The organism is Polaribacter sp. NJDZ03 (genome assembly GCF_019263805.1).
GTDB lineage: Bacteria > Bacteroidota > Bacteroidia > Flavobacteriales > Flavobacteriaceae > Polaribacter.
In genome coordinates, this window is record NZ_CP079195.1 from 3121850 (window position 1) to 3142038 (window position 20189).

The following is a 20189-nucleotide window of genomic DNA, read 5'->3' on the forward strand; positions in this document are numbered from 1 at the left end:
TATAAAATGAATAGAAACTTAAAAAGAATAGCCAATAGCAAAGTTAAAAACGGGTTCGTCTGCTCTAAAATCCCAACGTTTATTTTCTTCTAAAGAAGGATCATGAAATGGTGCAGCCAAATCTAAACGGATTACAAATCCCTGTACATCTATGCGCAAACCAAAACCTGCTCCCATACCTAACTCATTTATAAAGTTAGACGTAAATTTATCTCTAATTGTACCATCTGCATCGTTAAAATCTGAATTAGAAACGGTATTCCAAACATTACCTGCATCTGCAAAAACCGCTCCTTTTAAAATAGAGTAAATAGGAAAACGATATTCTAAATTTGCTTCTAAACGAACATTACCTGTTTTGTCAAAGAATGAACTTGTACTTTTTGTAGTGTCATCATTATAAGTTCCAGGGCCTAAAGATCTAATATTAAATGCTCTTACGCTATAAGGTCCGCCTGCATAATATTGTTTTACAAATGGTATTACATCAGAATTTCCGTAAGCATATCCATAACCAGCAAAAAATCTGGTAGCAATTGTTTGTTCTTTTTTAGAACCAAAATTATAATGATATCTTAGATCTAGATCTGCTTTTGCATATTGTGCATATTCTAAGCCTAAAAATTTATTAGTTTCACCTGTTTTTTTATCAAACAAACTAATAGAATTACCAGCAACATCTAGTGTAGATTGTAAGAAAAATTGATGTTCTTTTTCTGAATTCAACATTTCATTATAGGTAAAAGAAAATGTAAGTCCGCTTATAAATTGTTGGTCAAAACTGCTTTGTAAAAACGAATTATTATCTAAAATTTCTTGAAATTCGTCTGTAGTATTAGATAAACGTGTGTAGTTTATAGAAATAGGGTTAAATTCGTATGTAATGTATTTATTTGCATTCCAGGTGTACCCAAAAATACCGGTACCAGATAAAAGTGTATATAGTTGACTTCTTTTTAAATAGGTTGCACTTAAGCTGGTTTTGGTTTTGGGAATAGAATAATCAAAATAATCTTTATTAATCTTAAAAGGAGTAATAACTCTTGGGAAAATAAGTTCGCTTTTTAGGCCTAATTCTAAACTGCTTAAACCAGAGCTACCACTAGCAATTTGCGTTTCATACCCAATATTTGTGCTAATATTTAATGTTTCGCCTCCTTTAAATAAGTTTCTGTTACTGTAGGTTAAAGACAATTCTGGCCCTGCAAAATTATTAGATTTTGTAACGGCTTGTAGTTCTACACGTAGTGCTCGCTTTGTTAATGGTGATAAAAAAATATTGGCTTCTAAACTACCAATTGTATCTGTAATTGAGTCTTTTAATTCTTTATATTGAATATTAACAAACTTATATACACCTATGGAAGAAAGTCTTCTGGCAGTGTTTTTAGAAGCAGATGGGTTAAATCTTTCTCCTTCTTTTAAAGTGATAAATTCATCTAAATATTTTGATTTAAAATAAACCGAATCTTGATAATAGTTTTTATCATTAAAACGACTACTGCTTACTTCTGTAGAGTCACCCAAATTATAGTTAGGATAAATATTGATGTTTTTAACTTGATAAGGAACGGTCGATTTTTTAGGAACGTTTGCTTTTAATTTTAAAAACAAATCATATTTTTTACTATTGTTTTTATACTGATTAGTGTCGGCTTCAAAAAGTAAAAACTCTGGATTAAAATTATAATAACCATTGTTTTTTAACGCCTCATCTAACCGAAGTCTTTCTAATTTTAAACTTCCTAAATCGAAACGCTTATTTTTTTGAAAAGGGTTGGTTGTGGTTAACCTTTTTATCTCGTTATAAATTGGAGAAACCATACTATCTATTTGATAGGTAGCCATTTTATAAGGAGCAGGAACTTTTAAATTATAAACAATAGCTGCTTCTTTCTTTTTTTCTTTAAAGTTAGCATCTATGGTACTGTAGAAAAAGCCATAATTTTCTAATTTGTTTCTTAAAATATTTTCATTCTCCAAAACATTAATATCTGATTTATAGACCGGTTTTTGTCCTATTTTTTTATACAACCACTTACTTAAAAAACTAGGTTTTTCTTGCTCATTTTTATAGTAATAATATAACCCAAGATGCATACCTAAAAACTTTGTATTGGGTTTAGGACTTAATACAGTAACCAAATCGTCTTGTAGTTCTTTTACCTTTTCTACGGTAGAATCGGTTTTCATAACAATGCTAGCTCCAGTGTACAAACGTTTGTTTTCTGGAATGTATTTTTTAATACTACAACCGTAAATAAATACGAATAGTACTATTAAAAAGAGCTGTTTTTTATAGGATGCTTTCAAACTTTTTTTACTTTTTGTTTTCTGAATTTTCAGTATTATTTGTTGCTTTTGGTGCTGTTTGTTCTTCTTTTTTCGTTGCAGTTTTATTCTCTTTTTTAGCACGCAAAATAGAATCCCAAAGTTGATGAAATTCATTAAATTCTTTGGTGAAAATTAATGCAATTCCGCTAACAATAGTTTGTCCGTCTATAACATTCTCAAATTCACTTTTTCTAAAACCTCTAACACGGTATCTACCATCTTCTGTAATTTTATATTCTAAACTAAGATTACCAATTAAAGGCGATTTTTCTTCCGTAGAACTGCTGCCTTGTATGTCTACTTCGCTACCAACTCTTACCGTTAATCTGTCGTTAAATAATTTTTTTTGAGCAGCAACATCCAATTGTGTTCTATCTGTTGGAGCATCTCCTTGATAATCTGTAAAACTATTTAAACCAAAATCTAATTCAATACCAGAACCTCCAAGAATTTTATCGGAAAAAGAATTTAATTGTCCAGAAACAGCGTCATTTAAATTGTTTTTAGCAATTGTTGCAAAACCACCTGAACTACCATCGCTACCAGCATCTGGATAAAACCTATTTAAAACCAATAAAGAAAAAACTTGTCTGTTTAACTCATCTTCTTGTTGGTTTACTTGTTGTACACGTTCATAAACCTGACCGCTAATGGCACCTTGTTGGTCTTCTGGCATGTCTAAATTAAAAGATATTTGCGGTTTCAACAATTCGCCACCTATATTTAAATACACATTGAAAGGCAGTACTTGTTTGTATTTATTTTTGGTTGATGAATCTTCTCCAGAAATTTGTGATGCCATTAAGGTAGAGGCAGAGGTTTTTAAGGTGTAGCTTGTATGGATGTCTAATTTAGCATCTAACGGGTCTCCTGCCCAAGAAATTCTACTTCCAGGAACTAAAACAAATTTTCTATCTACAACATTGTATAAGTTAAGTTCATAATGTCCGCTTGCAACCTCATAAGCACCTGTTAAGGTTATACGGCCATTAGGGTCCATCAATAAGACAAAATCTCCATCACCAGAAATCTTAAAATTATCGCCAGTTTCTTTATCAATAACAACTTTTACTGCTGCTTTTTTATCAATTTTTAAGAGCGCTTTTACATCAAACCCGGTAATTGTAGCTGTTTGCTCTTCATTTTGGGTTAAAATTGCATTTGGGTTTTTTCTATTTACAAATGCAACAACACCATCTCTCTCTTCTATATTTGTGTAACTAGAAGGCAATACATACGTAACATCTGTGTCTGGACCAACTACTAATTTTGCATTTAACTTAGGGATTTGTAAATTTCCGGTTAGTTTTGCATCTACATTAAAAGAAACTTTTCCGTAAAGCAATTCATTGTCTTCTTTAGTAGCATTTAGTATTCTAAATTTATTTGCTTTAATATCTAAATTAAATGTAGGGTTTATAAAACTCTTGGTTTTAATGTCTCCAGAAACTATTAATGCATTTTTTTCTGCATCTAATATGGTAAAATTAGATAACGTTAAACCACTATTATCTACATGTAAAGTTTCGTTCTGTAAATTAAATTTTGCGTTAAGTTTGGTAACTTTAAAAGCTGCATTTGTAAAAAGTAAACTCCCTTTATATTTTGGTTCAGATGTTTTTCCGGTTACTTTAAAGTTTCCAGAAAGATTACCAGAGGTTTCTTTAATTTCACCAAAAGAGAGTGTGTTTAAAGCTTGTACTTTAAAGTTGTTAATTAGTAGGTCTAGATTTAAATTTGCATCATTATTATCTACAAAATAATCTCCTTTTAAATCTAAGTCTACAGCACCTTCTTTTAAAGCTGCATTAAAATCATACTTTCCGTTTTCTAAAGATTTAGCATCTAAACTTAAGGTACCAAAATCTGTTTTTAACACTTGTAATTGATTAATGCTTAGATTGGCAATAATACCAGTATCACCAAAAGGTTGTTCTAAAATAAAATCGCCATTTAAAGTTCCTGATGCAATTTCTTTTTCAGGACTTAAATAATTAAAAACTTCATTTATTTTAAAATTTTTGTAATTTAAAGCAATATGATCTTTTTCTATACGAGAAATTTTATCTGTAATTTCTATAGATTGATTGTCTTTACTGATTTTAAAATCAGAGAATGTGAGTTTATTATTTTCAAATACAACGGCATTTGTGTTTGGAATTTTCCATTGAGTACTATTTAAGAATAAACTATCTTGATCTATGATAAACTTTAATTTATCGCTGTTTCCAGAGATGGTTGTGTTTACATTCATCAATTTTTCTCCTTTATAGAAACCTAAAAAATTAAGTGATAATTCGTTGTTTTGTTGAATACCTTTAATAATGGTTTTTGGCACATTTAAAGGGCCTGCTTTAATTTCTTTAAAACCTAAATTAAAATTGAAATCTTCATTATCTGTAAGCATAGAAAAAGACAAACTGTCTAATTCATTATCGCTAAAATTAATGTGAGGAGCTGTAATATTAGCAGTTAGTTTTCGTTTTTTCTCTTTAAAATCGACATCAATATTTATAGTATCCAAATCTTTTAAATTTACCAAGAAGACATCTGTTAAAAGTGGTGTTTGAGAAATTTTTGCTTTTAACTTTAAATTTACAGGGCTTTTAATACTGTCAGAAATTGTAACATCTCTATAAAAATAACTAGCAACATGACGTTGTAAAGCGCTGCTAAAAGTTTGTGGGTCTGTGTTTGATTCTAAGTTTAAATCAATCATTCTATTTTTGATAGAAACAGCTGTTGTATCTTTAGCTACAAAGGCATTAACAGCAAAGTCTCCTACTAAAAAAGTTCTGTTATTATATACAGCTACACCGTTTTTTATAGTACTCTTTAAAGTGTATTTTTCTGAGTTTCCTGTAAAATCTAAAGAAAGTTCCATGCCCGTTTTTACTTTACGCTGCATAATACCCAGTGCTTCTAAATCTGCACCAATTAGATTTAAATTTACAGTTGCTTTTGTATTTACAGAGTCTAACTTTACATTTGCTATTAAATCTAAGTTTAAATTTTTATCTTTATATATTGAAGTGATTTTTCCAATACTGTTTTTTAAATTTCCTTCTATTTGTAAGTCTTTAATTTCATACTTTTCTAACTGAAACTTAGAAATGGTCGTCTGTAGAGTGGCGTCTAAATCTTGAATACTTTTACCGCTTCCTTCCGATTTTAATTGCACACTTAATTCACCAAAATTAGGATTCATTAAAAGAGTACCAATATTGTAATTTTCAATTTGTATATCTGTATTGTAGCTAATTTTAGCATCATTTTTAAAGTTTCCTTTAATCGTTGCAGTACCTTGCGAAGTCTTTATTTTTGTATTGGTAATAATATTACTTAAAGTACCTTTTGCATTACTAGTTATTAAAATATTTTCTGGTAAATGAATGCCCAATGCTTTTTCGTCTACAATTTGTAAAAGATCATTTCGTTTTGTCTTTGCTTTAAAATTTGGTATGTTTAGCTGTAACTTATCTGGTTTTGTACTGTTTTTGATGTTTCCATCTAAAGATATTTTGGTATAATTCCCCCAATTAAGGTTGGTGTTGGCAATATTTAAATCAGCTAAAACTCCATTTATATTTACTTCACCAAAAAGTTCTTTTTTACTTAATTTGGTTAGATATTCATTTTGTTTTAAACTCGGCTGAAACGTAAAAAGTTCATCTAAAAAGAGTGAGAAAGACGGAACGCCTATGTTAATAGTTGTTTTTTCTGGTGATGAAATGAATTGAGAAAGCGATGTGTAATTCGCATTTGCAAAACCAGTAATCATACTTTTTTTGAATGCTATTTTAAGATCGGAAACTTTTAAATCTGTATCTGTTATTTCTGCATTTAAAGTGAGTTTTCTCAATCTAAAACCAGATTTTTCTTCAAAATTAAAAGTATTTAATTGCAAACCGGCTTTTTTGTCTTTCAAGAAAATATCGGATGCTTTTAAGGTTAGATCTTCTAAAACAAGTGCATTCAGATTAAAACTATTTGAGACAACTTTTTCATTGTTTACAAAATACTGAATCTTGTTATTTTCTAAGTTAACATCATTTACTTGTACGTCAAAATCTGGCCAGTTAAAAGCTAGATCATTGTTTGGTACTTCCTTAACGGTTGCAGTATTTGTTGAAACTGTTTTTAAGAGAACATCAGAATTTTTAAGCTGAAGAGTGGTAAGGTTTATTTTGTTTGTAGATAAATTAATTTCAGGGATTTCTGTATAAAAATCAGTAATTGTTACATTTGCAATTAATTGATCTTGTGGGTTTTTAAAATATGCTTTTACATTTTTTAAAGAGAATTTATTTACAGATAAAGTAGGTAAAACAGATTCTGTTGTTGAGGTATTTGAAATTACTGGTTTTTGAATAAGTTTAATATTGGTATTAGACAGCGAAATTTTATCAGCATTAAAAATCATTTTTTGTAAATCAACTTTATCCATATTGGCAGTTAGATTTCCAATTTTAAAATGACTGTCAATCCCTAAAACAGCATCATCAAAAACAACATTAATATTTGATAATTCAAGATTTCCAAGAACAATATCTAAAGGCTCCGAAGTTGTTTTTTCAACAACCGGAGTTGGTTCTTCGGAAGCAAAAGCATCTATTAAAAACTGAAAGTTATACCCAGTAAGACTGTCTTTTCTTATAATGTTGGCACGTAAACCATTCCATTCTAAATAATCTACACCAACGGCACCTCCATTAATCATTGCCCAAAGAGGTAAGTTTGCTTCTAAAGATTTAGAATATACCAAAGTGTCTCCTTTGGTGTCTTCTACATACAAACCGTCTAGTTGCAAGCCACCTTTAAAAGTTAAAAAAAGCTTGTCTACAGTAATTTTAGTATTTGTTTTGTCGGTAACAAAGTTTACTGCTTTGTTAACAATAATACTTTGTCCCCACGGACTTCTAATAAATAGAATTAACAGCGTAATGAAAATAAAAAAGCCTAAAAGGACTCGTAAGAATCTTCTTAAAAAGCGATATTTTGTATTCTTTATTTTTTTAGACACTGTTACATACAATTTTAGTTGTGCAAATGTAACTTGCTATTTCTATTCAAATTGTCCTTATATCATAAATTTTTGACTCTTTTGATAAATCTTAACGATTTCATGTTTTAAAAATCCTATTTTGAAAAAGTTTTTGCTGTTTTAAAGAGGATAAATGTTCTAAGTATTAAAATTAGATAATTTCAGTTTCAATAATAACTTCGCTTTGTAATGTTTTGTGAACAGGGCATTTAGCTGCAATTTCTTTTAGACGTAGTATTTGTTTTTCATCTAGATTTCCAACAAATTTTAATTTTTTATTTAAATGATCAAATCTGGTTGGTTTTTCTACAGCAATACCTAAATCGTCACTATGTTTTTTGGAATAGGTTATGTATACAAAAACCTCTTGTAAATCCCATTTTTTACGCTCTGCATACATTTTTAAGGTCATTACAGTACATGCTGCTAAACCTGCGCTTAAAAAATCATACGGAGAAGGACCAAAATCATCACCACCAACACTTGTTGGTTCATCTGCAATAAACGAGTGTTTTTTAGTTTGAATAGAAGTGGTAAAATTATCTTCTAACAAGTTTAAATGACCAACTAATTGTTCACCTTCCGTAGAAATCATATTATTTTCTTCAGGTTCAAAATAACGCTCCACCCAAGTACCAATCATATTACCCACATAAATGCTGTCTGAAGATTTTGATAATAAATGATCTGCATCGTCTAAACTTACAAAACTCTTTGGATGCATGGCATTATGATAAATTTCATGTGCATTTTCTATACCAACCACATTATCAAAAGGAGCATGCATTACCAAGATTGGTTTGCGTAAGTTTTTAATGATTTTAGGTAAATCTGTTTTACTAAAATCGTTTACAAATTCTTGATTTATTTTAAAAGGACGACCTCCAATTTTTACTTCTACGTCGCCTTTTTCTGGAATTTCGGCTGTTCCATGAGAAAATAAATGAGTTACGTGACTAACGGTTGCAGGAGCGCCAACAGTGGCAACTGCTTTTATGTTTTCTAATTTTGAAGCTGCAACAATAACTGCTGCTCCACCCAAAGAATGACCAACTAATAAGGATGGTGCTTTGTAGTTTTTTTCTAAAAAAGCATTCACTGCTAATAAATCTTCTACGTTGGCAGAAAAGTGACTTTCAGCAAATTCGCCTTCACTTCTTCCTAGTCCTGTAAAATCGAAACGTAAAACGCCAAAACCATGATTAGATAAAGAACGACTGATGTTTTTTACCGCATTAAAATTACTATTGCAAGAAAAACAATGTGCAAAAATGGCAAATTGATTTGGTTTTTCATTTGCAGGCAATTCTAAATACGCTTGTAACTTTAAGCCTTTTTTATTTTCAATTTCTAATCTAACAGTGTTCATTATTTTGATTTTTTAAGTAGTCGGAATAAGATGAGTAACTTTACGTATGTCAATGTTCTTTGAGAATTTTTGTAATAAGAATGTCAACTTTGGGTTGATGTAATTCTTACAAAAAGGTTTATCAGGATTTGATTGATAATAATTCTGAAATTCTTCTGTATTCGGTTTAAAGTCTTTAAATTCTAAAACTTTAGTAATTATTTTATATTTAAAACCGACTTGTAACTTTTCTATTATTTTTAAACAATCTTCTTTTTGTTGCTGTGTGAAATAATAAATAGCAGAACGATATTTTGTTCGCATAGAATGATTACTCGTACTTTTATGTGTTAATAAGTGGATTTCAATCAATGTTTTTAAATTGATTTTTTCAAGATCAAAATAAACAATAACAGCTTCAGAAAATGTATTATTTTTTTCTATGGATGCAACCCAACCTTGTTCTACTTTTTCTACACCAATTAACATTTGGAAAACAGCTTCTGTACACCAATGACAACCACCACCAAAAGCGACTTTGGTTAATTCCATGCCAATTGTTTTCTTTCTGTCCAATATAGATCTGGAGCAATTTTTAAAGTATTTAAGACTTCAATTTCATCAGCAGATAAGGTGAAAGAATTCAGTTTTAGGTTCTCTTTTAATTGTGCGGTTGTACTTGCGCCACTTAAAACAATACTTTCCGGAATTGTTTGCTCGCAATATTTTAGAGAAATTGCATCCACACTAACCTGGTTCTTTTTAGCTAAATTTTCTAAAGTTGCATACATTTTGGCGTAATGAGGATAGCTTTCATTCTTAAAAACTCTTCCATTAGCCAAAGCTTCTTTAATGACTATCGATTTATTTTGATGCACTAATTCGTCTAAAACTTCTTGTAAACTTTGGTCTAAGAAATTATAAGTTACTTGGAATACATCAAAAACGGGTGTTCCATCAACCAAAACATTCAGTGCTTTTTTAATTACTTCCACCTGGTTGGTTCCTGTGGTTGTCAAACCTATTTTTAGGTTGAATTCTTTTTTTAAATAAGCTAAATATTCTAAGACTTCTTTATTTTCTAATACGCCCGTTTCTAAAGTGGCAGAATGAATTTGATATACTTTTAAGTAGGGTAGAAGCTGTTTAGAAAAATCCCATTGTTCTTTTAATTTAGATAAACTATGTTCTTTTACTTCGTGAACTGTTGCATTCGCATCAAAATTTGCGGTGTACGTATATCCCCATTTTGTAGCAATTTCAATTGTTTTATCATTTTTAGTTTTCAACCATTCTAAGACCAAATCTTCGGCCAAACCATAACCAGGAGCCGTATCAAAATAACGGATTCCTAAATTATATGCTTCTTCTAATACAGAAAAACTGTGTTTTCTAAATTCAGCTAAGTTGGAGTTGTCACAGCTTTCTGTACGAACATTAATGTATTGTGGCCTTCCTAAAGCTGCGGTTCCTAATCCTAATTTCATGTTTGTATTATTTTAAGAGACCTCACAGCTTTTTAAATTTGTGAGGTCTTAATTGTATATAGTTTTAAGAGCTACAAGATAACATAGAGCAACCTACTTTATTCCGTGCCCATTCTGGTCTTTTTGCAAACCATTTTTCGCTTTCTGATTGTTCTGCATATGGTTTTTTTAATAGTTGAAACAATTCATCAATTAAAGTATAATTTCCTTTATCTGCTTCATCAATTGCTAGTTGAGACATATAGTTTCTAAGCACATATTTAGGATTTACCAAATCCATTTGTTCTTTTCTTTCTTCGGATGAAATTCTTTCTATAGCAAGTCTATTCGCATACTTTTTAAACCAAGTATTCCATCTGTTCTCTACTTCTTTAGAAATGTTTTCTAAATCGTAAAAAGCATCTTCTATCAATTTAAAAGCGGTTGTTGTATCAGAAAAACGACTTAAATTTCTAAAGAAAATTGTCATGTCTGTTTCTACCAATTGTATATTATCTTCTAATTCTTGTATCAGTCTTACGTCCTCTTCATCCGAAGAAACCAAACCTAACTTCGATTTCATCATTAATAAAGATTGGGTTTCAAAATCAATTTTATATTGCTCTAAGATTGCATTTAAAGGATCTACTTCTTCAATAATTGGATACAAAGCATTTGCCAATTGATATAAATTCCACAAACCAATATTTGGCTGATTTCCGTAACGGTAACGTTTGTGTTGACTGTCTGTTGTATTTGGTGTCCAGCCAAAATCGAAACCTTCTAACCAACCATAAGGTCCAAAATCTATGGTTAAACCTAAGATAGACATGTTATCGGTATTCATTACACCGTGTACAAAACCAACACGTTGCCAATCGATAATCATTTTTAACGTACGCTCAGAAACTTCCTTAAAAAAGTTGATATAACTTTCTTTTGATGGAGCTCCTAAATGCGGAAAATGATGTTTGATGGTATAATCTACCAAACCCTTTAAATTTTCGGTGTCTTTTCTAGCTGCAAAAATCTCGAAACTTCCAAAACGTAAAAAGCTCGGTGAAATTCTAGAAACAATAGCCCCTTTTTCATAAGCCGGATTTCCGTCGTATAAAACATCTCGTAAAACAGTATCACCAGATAAACTTAAAGACAAAGATCTTGTGGTAGGAACTCCTAAATGAAACATAGCTTCTGCACATAAATATTCTCTTACAGAAGAACGTAAAACCGCCAAACCATCTGCAGTTCTAGAATACGGCGTTTCGCCTGCTCCTTTTAATTGTACTTTCCAGTTCTTATGTTGATGTTCAACTTCAAATAAATTAATAGCTCTTCCGTCTCCTAATTGTCCTGCCCAATTGCCAAATTGATGTCCGCCATAACACATTGCAAACGGTTTTGTATTCGGATAAATTTCATTTCCGGTAACAATGTTTTTAAAGAATTCAGATTTTAAATCTTCTTTTGAAATACCCAATTCAGCAGCCATTTCTGGTGAAACGTGTAAAATTGCTGGTTTTGCAGTTTTCTTAGGATTTGCAAAAGAAAAAGCAGCATTTTCTACTTGTCTTCTTGAGTTTTCTAAATTAGAATCTGCAGGCAGTTCTGAAGTAAAAGTATCTTTTATATTTAGTTTCATCATAATGTGTCAATCCATTTAATCAAATCTTTATCTGAAGGATTTCTTAGTTTTTTATCATTAATAGTAATTGTAGGAAAATTTAGTTTTCTATTTTCATACAAGTTACGTAATTGTTCGGCAAAAATCTCATTCTTTTTTACATCTAAAAACGCGTAATCTAAATTACGCGTTTCTAAAAATGTTTTATAATATTGAGTTTTATGACAGCTTTCTGTGCCAAGTAATTTTATCATTTTATTTACTAAAAAAGGATTCCTGCCTAGGCAGAAAGGATAGAATTACGTCAATTTATCTGCATGTAATTTTCTCAATTTAGCTAATTTTGGCTCAATAACAAAACTACAATATCCTTGTTGTGTATTTTCTCTATAATAATTTTGATGCTCTTCTGTTGCTTTATAAAAAATAGGTAAAGCACTTAACTCAGTAACTATCTTGTTATTATAATAATCTTGAATCTGTTTTAAAACTTCTGAAGCAATTTTTTGCTGGTTTTCATCATGATAAAAAACCACAGATCTATATTGTGTTCCTCTATCTGCACCTTGCTGATTTAGGGTTGTAGGATCGTGCGTGGTCATAAAAATAACTAAAATATCTTCGTAAGAAATAATATTTGCATCATACGTTATTTGAATTACTTCTGCATGACCTGTTAAACCAGAGCAAATTTCTCTGTAGGTTGGTTCTCCAGGAACATTACCACCTGCATAACCAGAAACTACTTTTTCTACGCCTTTTACTTCTTGGAATACAGCTTCTGTACACCAAAAACATCCACCTCCTAAAGTGGCAGTTTGTAAATTTTTATTCATTTATATTTTCTCTGTCATTACGAAGAAGAATGACGGAGTAATCTCTATATTAATAATAAGATTCCTCCTCGTTCCTCGTTCGGAATGACATTAGACTTTTTTTTAATTAAATTATTTTTTATCAATAACCATAGATTCTGAGTTAATACAATAACGCAATCCACTTGGTTCTGGCCCATCAGGAAAAATGTGACCTAAATGTCCGTCACAGGTATTGCACATCACTTCAACTCGCACCATACCAAAAGAAACATCTTTGTGATATTTAATGGCATTCTCTTTAATAGGTTGCGTAAAACTTGGCCAACCAGAACTAGACTCAAACTTTATGGTAGAATCAAATAGTGGTGTGTTACAACAAACACAGTTATATTGGCCTTCATCATAAATACTGCACAAAGCACCAGAATTTGGTCTTTCTGTTCCTTTTTGTCTTGTAATTCTAAATTGCTCTTCTGTTAATTGAGCTCTCCATTCTTTTTCGGATTTCTCTACTCTTTTATCTGGAGTTGGATTTCCTTTAACACTAAAATTGATAATTTCTTTCCAAGTAAGCATATTTTGATTTCTTTCTTTTTTAAAATATTAATTTTGTAATGCGATCACATTTTTAGACGTATAAACACTTGTTACCTTACAAATAATTGTTAATTTGTGGGCGGTTGAAAGCAAAACATAAATTTACGACCAATATTGATAGAGTAGGGGAATGAATGATCATTTATTCCTATTTATTTATAAAATAATTTTACAATGAGCACCTTAACTGTTACTGCAGAAAAATATGTTTTTAATTTATTAAATAAGGAGTTAGATGCTGTTTATGTATATCATAACATAACACATACACAAGATGTAGTTGCTTATACCTCGGAGCTTGCAAAAAATTTAAATATTGATGCAATTTCTAAAGAAAATTTACAGCTTGCAGCTTTGTTTCATGATACCGGTTTTATAAAAGGTGCAAAAAATCATGAGGCCGAAAGTGTAAAAATAGCTACCAGTTTTTTAAAAGACAACAATGTTGATGCAGAAAGAATAGAAGCAATCTCTAAATTGATTTTAGCTACTAAAATGGGACATCAATCTGATGATGTTTTAGAGCAGATTATAATGGATGCAGATTGTGCACATTTAGGAAGTAAAAGTTTTATAGATAAGTTAGAGTTGTTAAGAAAAGAATGGGAAAGTACAGAAAATAAGAAGTTTTTAGATACAGAATGGAATGAGATAAACATAGATTTTTTAACAAAAGAACATAAATTTCATACCGTTTATGCTTTAAAAAATTGGAGTACAAGAAAAGATAAGAATGTCTCTAAATTATTAAAAAATCAACATAAAACAAAAGAAGATTCAGCAAAGTTTAAGCAGAAAAAAGAAGCATTAAAATTGAAGAAAAATAAAAGTGAAGTTCCAGAGAGAGGTGTGGAAACCATGTTTAGAGTGGCTTTAAAAAACCACATGACATTAAGTAATATTGCAGATACGAAAGCAAATATTTTACTTTCTGTAAATGCTATTATTGTTTCTTTAGCAATGGCTAATTTAATACCAAAGTTAGACAAGCCTTCTAATAGCTACTTAATTATACCTACAGTAATTTTTGTTGTTTTTACTGTTGCCTCTATAATATTATCTATTTTGGCTACAAGACCAAATGTTACCGAAGGTAAATTTACTAAGGAAGATGTGGCTAATAAAAAGGTAAACTTATTATTCTTTGGTAATTTTCATCAAATGAAATTACCAGATTTTGAATGGGGAATTCAAGAGATGATGCAAGATAGAGATTATTTATATGGCTCTTTAACCAAAGATCTGTACTTTTTAGGCTTGGTTTTAAATAGAAAATATAAAATATTAAGAATTACATATACCGTTTTTATGATTGGTATTATTGTAAGTGTGTTAGCTTTTGCAATTTCTTTTTATGGTTTAGAAATTGTTGCTTAAGCTTCAATTTCTTTTATCAAATCATTAAAAGTTATGGTTTTGGTTTCATCAAAATTTTCTTGATATTTAACCTCAACTCGTAATGCTTTTAATCCGGAAGCACCTTGTAAGTCTTCTAATTCTAAGAATTCAATTTTTCCTAATTGATTTTTAGATTGTAAGTAATTAATGTACTTTATGTACTCTGTAGCATCTTTATCTTGAGAATATACAATGGCAATTTTTCCAGGAACTGTTAAACGGTTATTTGTTCCTTTAATGTTTGCTTTGTCAATTCTCTTTTTTATAATTTCGTATCTAATATTATAAGCTCCGTCTACATCAAACTGCTTTTCATCCATTCTAAATTTAATAGCCATTGCATTGCTATGTACTAGAATTAAAGAAGCTACTTGTAAATCATGTTGCATGTTTTTACGCTCATAAAATGCCAAGTTTTCCATTTCATAAGTGGTTTGTAATTGCCACAAACGTAGGTTGTATAAATACAAACTATCAAACGTTTTATTTTTTGTAATTGTTTGGCCTATGTACATATTGTACTCTACACCATCTGTTTTGTATCGCTCAAAATAATGAGGAAACATTTCTTGTGCTTGCTTTTGTTTGTTGTCTAAGAATTGTGCTAATTTGTCATTTAAAAGTGTAACACTATTCTCATACTCTTTTCTTTTTTCATATACCACATTTAGATTTTTATCTAAACGGTTCATATAAACACTCACTTTCTGAGAGAGTTCTGTACTAATTTTATTAATATGATTAAAAACAGGATAGATCTCTCTGCTTAAAAAATCTAAAATACTTATTTCATCACCTGCATTTAAACCTTTTTTAACATCATTTAAATAAGAGGTAACCCTAAACATTAACTCATTATAAATAGGAAGTCTTTCTGTTTTACAGGCATCTTTTAATACTGTAATTGCTAAGGTTAATTGCGTGGTTAAATCTTCTTGAATTGCTTCATTTCTAGCAATAGAAGACCCTTTTATATCGCTTTGCCCAAACAACGGATACACTTCATTAAATACAATTTCGTCTAATTTTGCATTGCTATTACTTTGACGAGCTGCATGGTATTTTTCTGCAGCTTCATAAAAACGCCATTTTACAGAACTATGTATAGATGTATAATTTTCTTGAATGGTAGCTTCTAATATATTTTGACGCTCTTCTGAAGTTCTTTTTACAGCGGCTTCAAAAACAGGAATTATATCTTTTAATTTATTGATGTTTACAGAGTTTAAATCATACGCCCTTGGTGAAGCAATTTCTAATAAAGCCAAGTCTCCATTGTCTGTTGCTTTAATAGGGATAAGTATAATACTCTGAATATTGTTTTCTTGAAGGTTCTGAGAAAAAAGATTATTATTTGTTTTTAATCCATATTCAGATACGTCAGAAATGATAAAAGTTTCATGGTCTTTAAATACTTTTTGCAATATAACGTTGCAAAAATAGCCTGAATCGCAATTTATTTCTGATCCATGGTTTAAAATTAAACTATTGGATTTATTAACCTGTGTTTCACAAATTTTAGCATTGACGTTATCAAAAATAGAATACCCCAATTTTAAATCTCTAATACTGTAAAAATCTCTTAAATTACTTTGAAGCTTCGGAATTAAATCTTGTCCGCCTTCTAATAGGTTTGCTTTAATAGAAGACAACATTTCCTCTGAAGTAACATCAAACAAACTAATAAGTCCAAATCCTTTAAAAATATAACTATTCGGAGGGAATTTCTCTTTCCATAAGGCTACATTATCAAAGTTATTAAGTAATTCTTTAAAATCTTTTTCTGTTAATTTCGGTGCATTTTCTGTAGCTGTAATTTCAGAAAAATCACCATTAAAGGTGGTTCTATAATATTTCATTGTTCCAGTTGTACTATCTGGAATATCAAAATAGAAGGGTCTTTTTAGATCAACATTAAAACCATGAACAAAGCTTAAAATAAATGTACATGCCATAATGTACATACTGTCTTCTTCAAAATTCCGAACATTTAATTCGAAATTATCACCTGCATTTTTTAAAATATTTTCAAAACGATTTGTAAATTTAAAAGAAGTAAAAGAGAAAGGAATACTTGCTGCTTTTATTTCATTTAATAATAAAGGTTCTGGAAATAAGGGGTTTAGTAATAAATCTATCTGTTCTTTATATTTATCTAATAAAGAGTAATCAGAAAAACCATCATTTAATTCTGGATGCTTGTTAATTAATTGCACCATTTTTTTAGCAGAACTATGATATGGATGTTTTGCATATTCAATATCCGCATACTTTTCAAACAAGTCAAAAACCTTGTTAAAAGATACGTTTAGTTGTAATGGTAAATCTGTTTCAGCTGCTAACTTAGATTCAATAATTTTCATGTCTTATAAATAGAATAGAATTACAATATTACTATTGTCTTAGACGTGTAAAGGTAACAAACGTTACAAATAGGTTTATTTCTGTCTAAAATATATAGTAATTGGTACTCCAGAAAAATCGTAAATATCTCTTAATTTGTTTTCAAGAAAACGTCTGTAAGAATCTCTAACGTATTGTGGTAAGTTACAGAAAAATACAAATTGCGGTGTTTGCGTAGGCAATTGCATACAGTATTTAATTTTTACAAACTTTCCTTTTATTGCAGGAGGTGGAGAAGTTTTAATGATGTCTAACATAGTCTCATTAAACTTACTTGTCTGTATTTTTGTTTTTCTTTTCTGAAAAACTTCAACTGCAGTTTCTATTGCTTTAAACAAACGTTGTTTAGTTAAAGCAGAAATAAATACAATTGGCACATCTGTAAAAGGTTCAATTTGTTTTCTAACCATTGCTTCAAAATCTCGCATGGTATTGGTTTCTTTCTCTATTAAATCCCATTTATTAATTAAGATTACAACTCCTTTTCTGTTTTTTTCTGCCAACCAAAATATATTTTGATCCTGACCTTCAAAACCACGAGTAGCATCTACAACTAAAACAATAACATCAGAATATTCTATGGTACGTACAGCACGCATTACAGAATAAAATTCTAAATCTTCTTTAACTCTAGATTTTTTACGAATCCCAGCAGTATCTACTAAGTTAAAATCGAAACCAAATCGATTGTATTGTGTATCAATAGAATCTCTAGTTGTACCTGCAATATCTGTTACAATATTTCTATCTTGCCCAATTAAAGCGTTTATAAATGAAGATTTTCCTGCATTTGGTCTTCCAACTACAGCAAATCTTGGTAATGCTTCTTTTTCTAAATCTACTTCTTCTGGTGCTGGCATTCTTTCTGCTAATGCATCTAGTAATTCTCCAGTTCCACTTCCGTTAATAGACGCAATTGTAAAGTATTCTCCTAAGCCTAAGTTGTAAAACTCTATAGCGTCAGGCTCACGCATTGCGTTATCTACTTTGTTAACTACCGTAAAGATTGGTTTTTTAACCTTGCGTAAAAGTTTTGCAACTTCTGCATCCATAGGTGTAATACCGTCTTCTACGTTTACAACAAAAACAATTAAATCTGCTTCTTCAATGGCAAGATTTACTTGTTTTCTAATTTCACCTTCAAAAATATCGTCAGAACCAGTAATGTATCCACCAGTATCGATTACTGAAAATTCTTTACCATTCCAGTCAGATTTTCCATAATGTCTATCTCTTGTAACTCCGCTTACAGAATCTACAATGGCTTCTCTTCTTTGTACCAGTCTATTAAAAAGCGTTGACTTTCCTACATTTGGTCTTCCTACAATGGCAACAATACTGTTCATCTCTATTGAAAATTTTTGCAAAGATACAATTTAAGCTTGTAAGAAAGATGTAAAAAATAAAGTCTTTAAAATACTAAAAAAAATCTAAGGAAGTTTGTCTGTTTTTTTTATTGATTTTAGCTTGAATTGTTATCAAAATGGAATTTTTAATTACATTTAAAAAATAATATCAATTTAATGAGTATTCAAGAAAAAAGAAATAGTGATTTTTTTTTAAGACCTAGGTTTTCTATTGACTTAGAAGAGAATTCGGAAGAATTGCTAGAAAGAATTACAAGGTATCTAAAAAGTGATGCTTGTATATATCGAAGTAATGTTGCAGATAAACATGTTTTTATTGATATTCCTGTAAGGAAAAGTCATTTTTGGTCGCCTCAATTGCATTTTGAAATTGTAGAAGTTAGTGAGAGTTCATCTACTTTAAAAGGACTTTTTGGGCCAAAACCACAAGTCTGGACACTTTTTATGTTTGTCCATTTTGTGGTAGCCACCTTGTTTTTAGGAGTAGGAGTGTTTGCTTACGTGCAATATAGGTTAGCAGAAAGTTTGGTGTTTCCTATTGCTGTTTTAGTTGCACTGCCTTTAATATGGCTGTTGTTATATTTTTTGGGAAGTATAGGTAAGGAGACAGGGAAAAATCAGATGAAAGAATTACACAGTCTATTAATCACTATTATTGAGCAATAAATATTAATATCATTCCCGTTTTGTCTGTTGAAAGCAACATTAACGGGAATGATATTTTTAATAAACCTTTTAAAATAGGTCTAATAGAGATCTTTTAAATTAACTTTGATTATAACCAAAACGTTTTAGTTGCGTTTTATCGCTACGCCAGTTTTTATTAACCTTTACATACAGTTCTATAAAAACTTTTTTCTCGAAGAATTTTTCTAAATCTTTTCTTGCTTCTGCACCAACACGTTTTAGTGCAGACCCTTTATGGCCAATTATGATTCCTTTCTGAGTTTCTCTTTCTACCATAATAATAGAACGAATTCTAACAATATTTTCTTCCTCTATAAATTCTTCTGTTTCTACTTCTACAGAATACGGAATTTCTTTTTTGTAATGCATTAGAATCTTTTCTCTAATTTTTTCATTTACAAAAAAACGTTCAGGTTTATCTGTTAATTGATCCTTCGGATAAAAAGCAGGACCTTCTGGTAATAATTCCTTTATTTTATCGAAAACTGCAGGAACATTAAATTTCTCTAAGGCAGAAATTACAAACACTTCTGCATTCGGAACTTTATTTTTCCAGTACTCAATTTTTTCTTCTACTTCTTCCTGAGAAGATTTATCAATTTTATTTAAAAGTAAGATAACAGGTATTTCACTATGTATAATTCTTTTAAAGAAAGCTTCATTTTTTAATTCTTTTTCACCAACTTCTACCATATAGATAAGTATGTCTGCATCCTCGAAGGCAGATTTTACAAAATCCATCATAGAAGATTGCAGCTCGTAGGCAGGTTTTAAAATACCTGGCGTATCGGAAAAGACAATCTGAAAGTCGTCTTCATTTACAATTCCTAAGATTCTATGCCTTGTTGTTTGTGCCTTCGCTGTTATGATAGACAGCTTTTCACCCACTAGGGCATTCATTAATGTTGATTTACCTACGTTAGGATTTCCTATAATATTTACAAAACCTGCTTTATGCGTCATGGTGCAAAGATAATTCCTTTTTATATTTGATTAGAATTTAGTGTATTAAAAAATGTTTTAAAAAAATAAAAAAAAGTTTGGTCAGTTATTTAATTAAGTTGTATATTTGCAGTCGGAAATAAGAGTCGATTTTATGATTC

The 20189-nt window shown here is 30.2% G+C and carries 14 protein-coding genes; 2 read left to right on the forward strand and 12 right to left on the reverse strand.

What is annotated here, in order from left to right; genetic code table 11:
* Positions 1–18 precede the first annotated feature (18 nt).
* The 9 genes from KV700_RS13330 to msrB all read right to left on the reverse strand — a co-directional run bounded on the left by KV700_RS13330 (position 19) and on the right by msrB (position 13210).
* Entirely contained in the window at positions 19–2313 is a 2295-nt protein-coding gene (locus KV700_RS13330; RefSeq protein WP_218599883.1) for a BamA/TamA family outer membrane protein, read from the reverse strand.
* Between the two features lie 7 nt (positions 2314–2320).
* Positions 2321–7357, reverse strand: coding sequence for a translocation/assembly module TamB (locus tag KV700_RS13335; protein WP_218598175.1), 5037 nt, complete (start codon positions 7355–7357; stop codon positions 2321–2323).
* 172 nt (positions 7358–7529) lie between these two features.
* Complete coding sequence (locus tag KV700_RS13340) at positions 7530–8747, reverse strand: bifunctional alpha/beta hydrolase/OsmC family protein (protein WP_218598176.1); 1218 nt, start codon at positions 8745–8747, stop codon at positions 7530–7532.
* A 12-nt stretch (positions 8748–8759) separates the two neighbouring features.
* Positions 8760–9278 (reverse strand): peptide-methionine (S)-S-oxide reductase, encoded by a 519-nt coding sequence (locus KV700_RS13345; protein ID WP_218598177.1) that lies wholly within the window; start codon positions 9276–9278, stop codon positions 8760–8762.
* Entirely contained in the window at positions 9269–10213 is a 945-nt protein-coding gene (locus tag KV700_RS13350) for an aldo/keto reductase (RefSeq protein ID WP_218598178.1), read from the reverse strand. The genes KV700_RS13345 and KV700_RS13350 overlap by 10 nt, the downstream gene beginning before the upstream one ends.
* A 64-nt stretch (positions 10214–10277) precedes the next feature.
* On the reverse strand, positions 10278–11834 hold the full coding sequence (locus tag KV700_RS13355) for a YdiU family protein (protein WP_166387855.1): 1557 nt from the start codon (positions 11832–11834) through the stop codon (positions 10278–10280).
* Positions 11834–12070: a glutaredoxin domain-containing protein gene (locus KV700_RS13360; RefSeq protein ID WP_218598179.1), complete on the reverse strand. Its 237-nt coding sequence runs from the start codon at positions 12068–12070 to the stop codon at positions 11834–11836. The genes KV700_RS13355 and KV700_RS13360 overlap by 1 nt, the downstream gene beginning before the upstream one ends.
* 45 nt (positions 12071–12115) lie before the next feature.
* Complete coding sequence (gene msrA, locus KV700_RS13365) at positions 12116–12652, reverse strand: peptide-methionine (S)-S-oxide reductase MsrA (protein WP_218598180.1); 537 nt, start codon at positions 12650–12652, stop codon at positions 12116–12118.
* A gap of 111 nt (positions 12653–12763) precedes the next feature.
* Positions 12764–13210 (reverse strand): peptide-methionine (R)-S-oxide reductase MsrB, encoded by a 447-nt coding sequence (gene msrB, locus KV700_RS13370; protein WP_166387822.1) that lies wholly within the window; start codon positions 13208–13210, stop codon positions 12764–12766.
* Between the two features lie 195 nt (positions 13211–13405).
* Between msrB and KV700_RS13375 the strand changes: the two genes are divergently transcribed.
* On the forward strand, positions 13406–14608 hold the full coding sequence (locus tag KV700_RS13375) for a Pycsar system effector family protein (RefSeq protein ID WP_218598181.1): 1203 nt from the start codon (positions 13406–13408) through the stop codon (positions 14606–14608).
* On the opposite strand, the gene KV700_RS13380 is transcribed toward KV700_RS13375, so the two are convergent.
* Complete coding sequence (locus KV700_RS13380; protein ID WP_166387818.1) at positions 14605–16992, reverse strand: GAF domain-containing protein; 2388 nt, start codon at positions 16990–16992, stop codon at positions 14605–14607. The genes KV700_RS13375 and KV700_RS13380 overlap by 4 nt on opposite strands.
* A gap of 75 nt (positions 16993–17067) precedes the next feature.
* The gene (gene der, locus KV700_RS13385; RefSeq protein WP_166387853.1) at positions 17068–18378 is read right to left on the reverse strand and encodes a ribosome biogenesis GTPase Der; all 1311 of its coding nucleotides are present in this window, start codon (positions 18376–18378) and stop codon (positions 17068–17070) included.
* A 177-nt stretch (positions 18379–18555) separates the two neighbouring features.
* On the opposite strand from der, the gene KV700_RS13390 reads away from it, so the two are divergent.
* Positions 18556–19065 carry a GTP-binding protein gene (locus KV700_RS13390; protein ID WP_254712916.1) on the forward strand — a complete coding sequence of 170 codons (510 nt, stop codon included), beginning with the start codon at positions 18556–18558 and terminating at the stop codon, positions 19063–19065.
* Between the two features lie 99 nt (positions 19066–19164).
* Here KV700_RS13390 and era read toward each other — a convergent pair whose 3' ends face one another.
* Positions 19165–20049 (reverse strand): GTPase Era, encoded by an 885-nt coding sequence (gene era / locus KV700_RS13395; RefSeq protein WP_166387816.1) that lies wholly within the window; start codon positions 20047–20049, stop codon positions 19165–19167.
* Between the last annotated feature and the right edge of the window lie 140 nt (positions 20050–20189).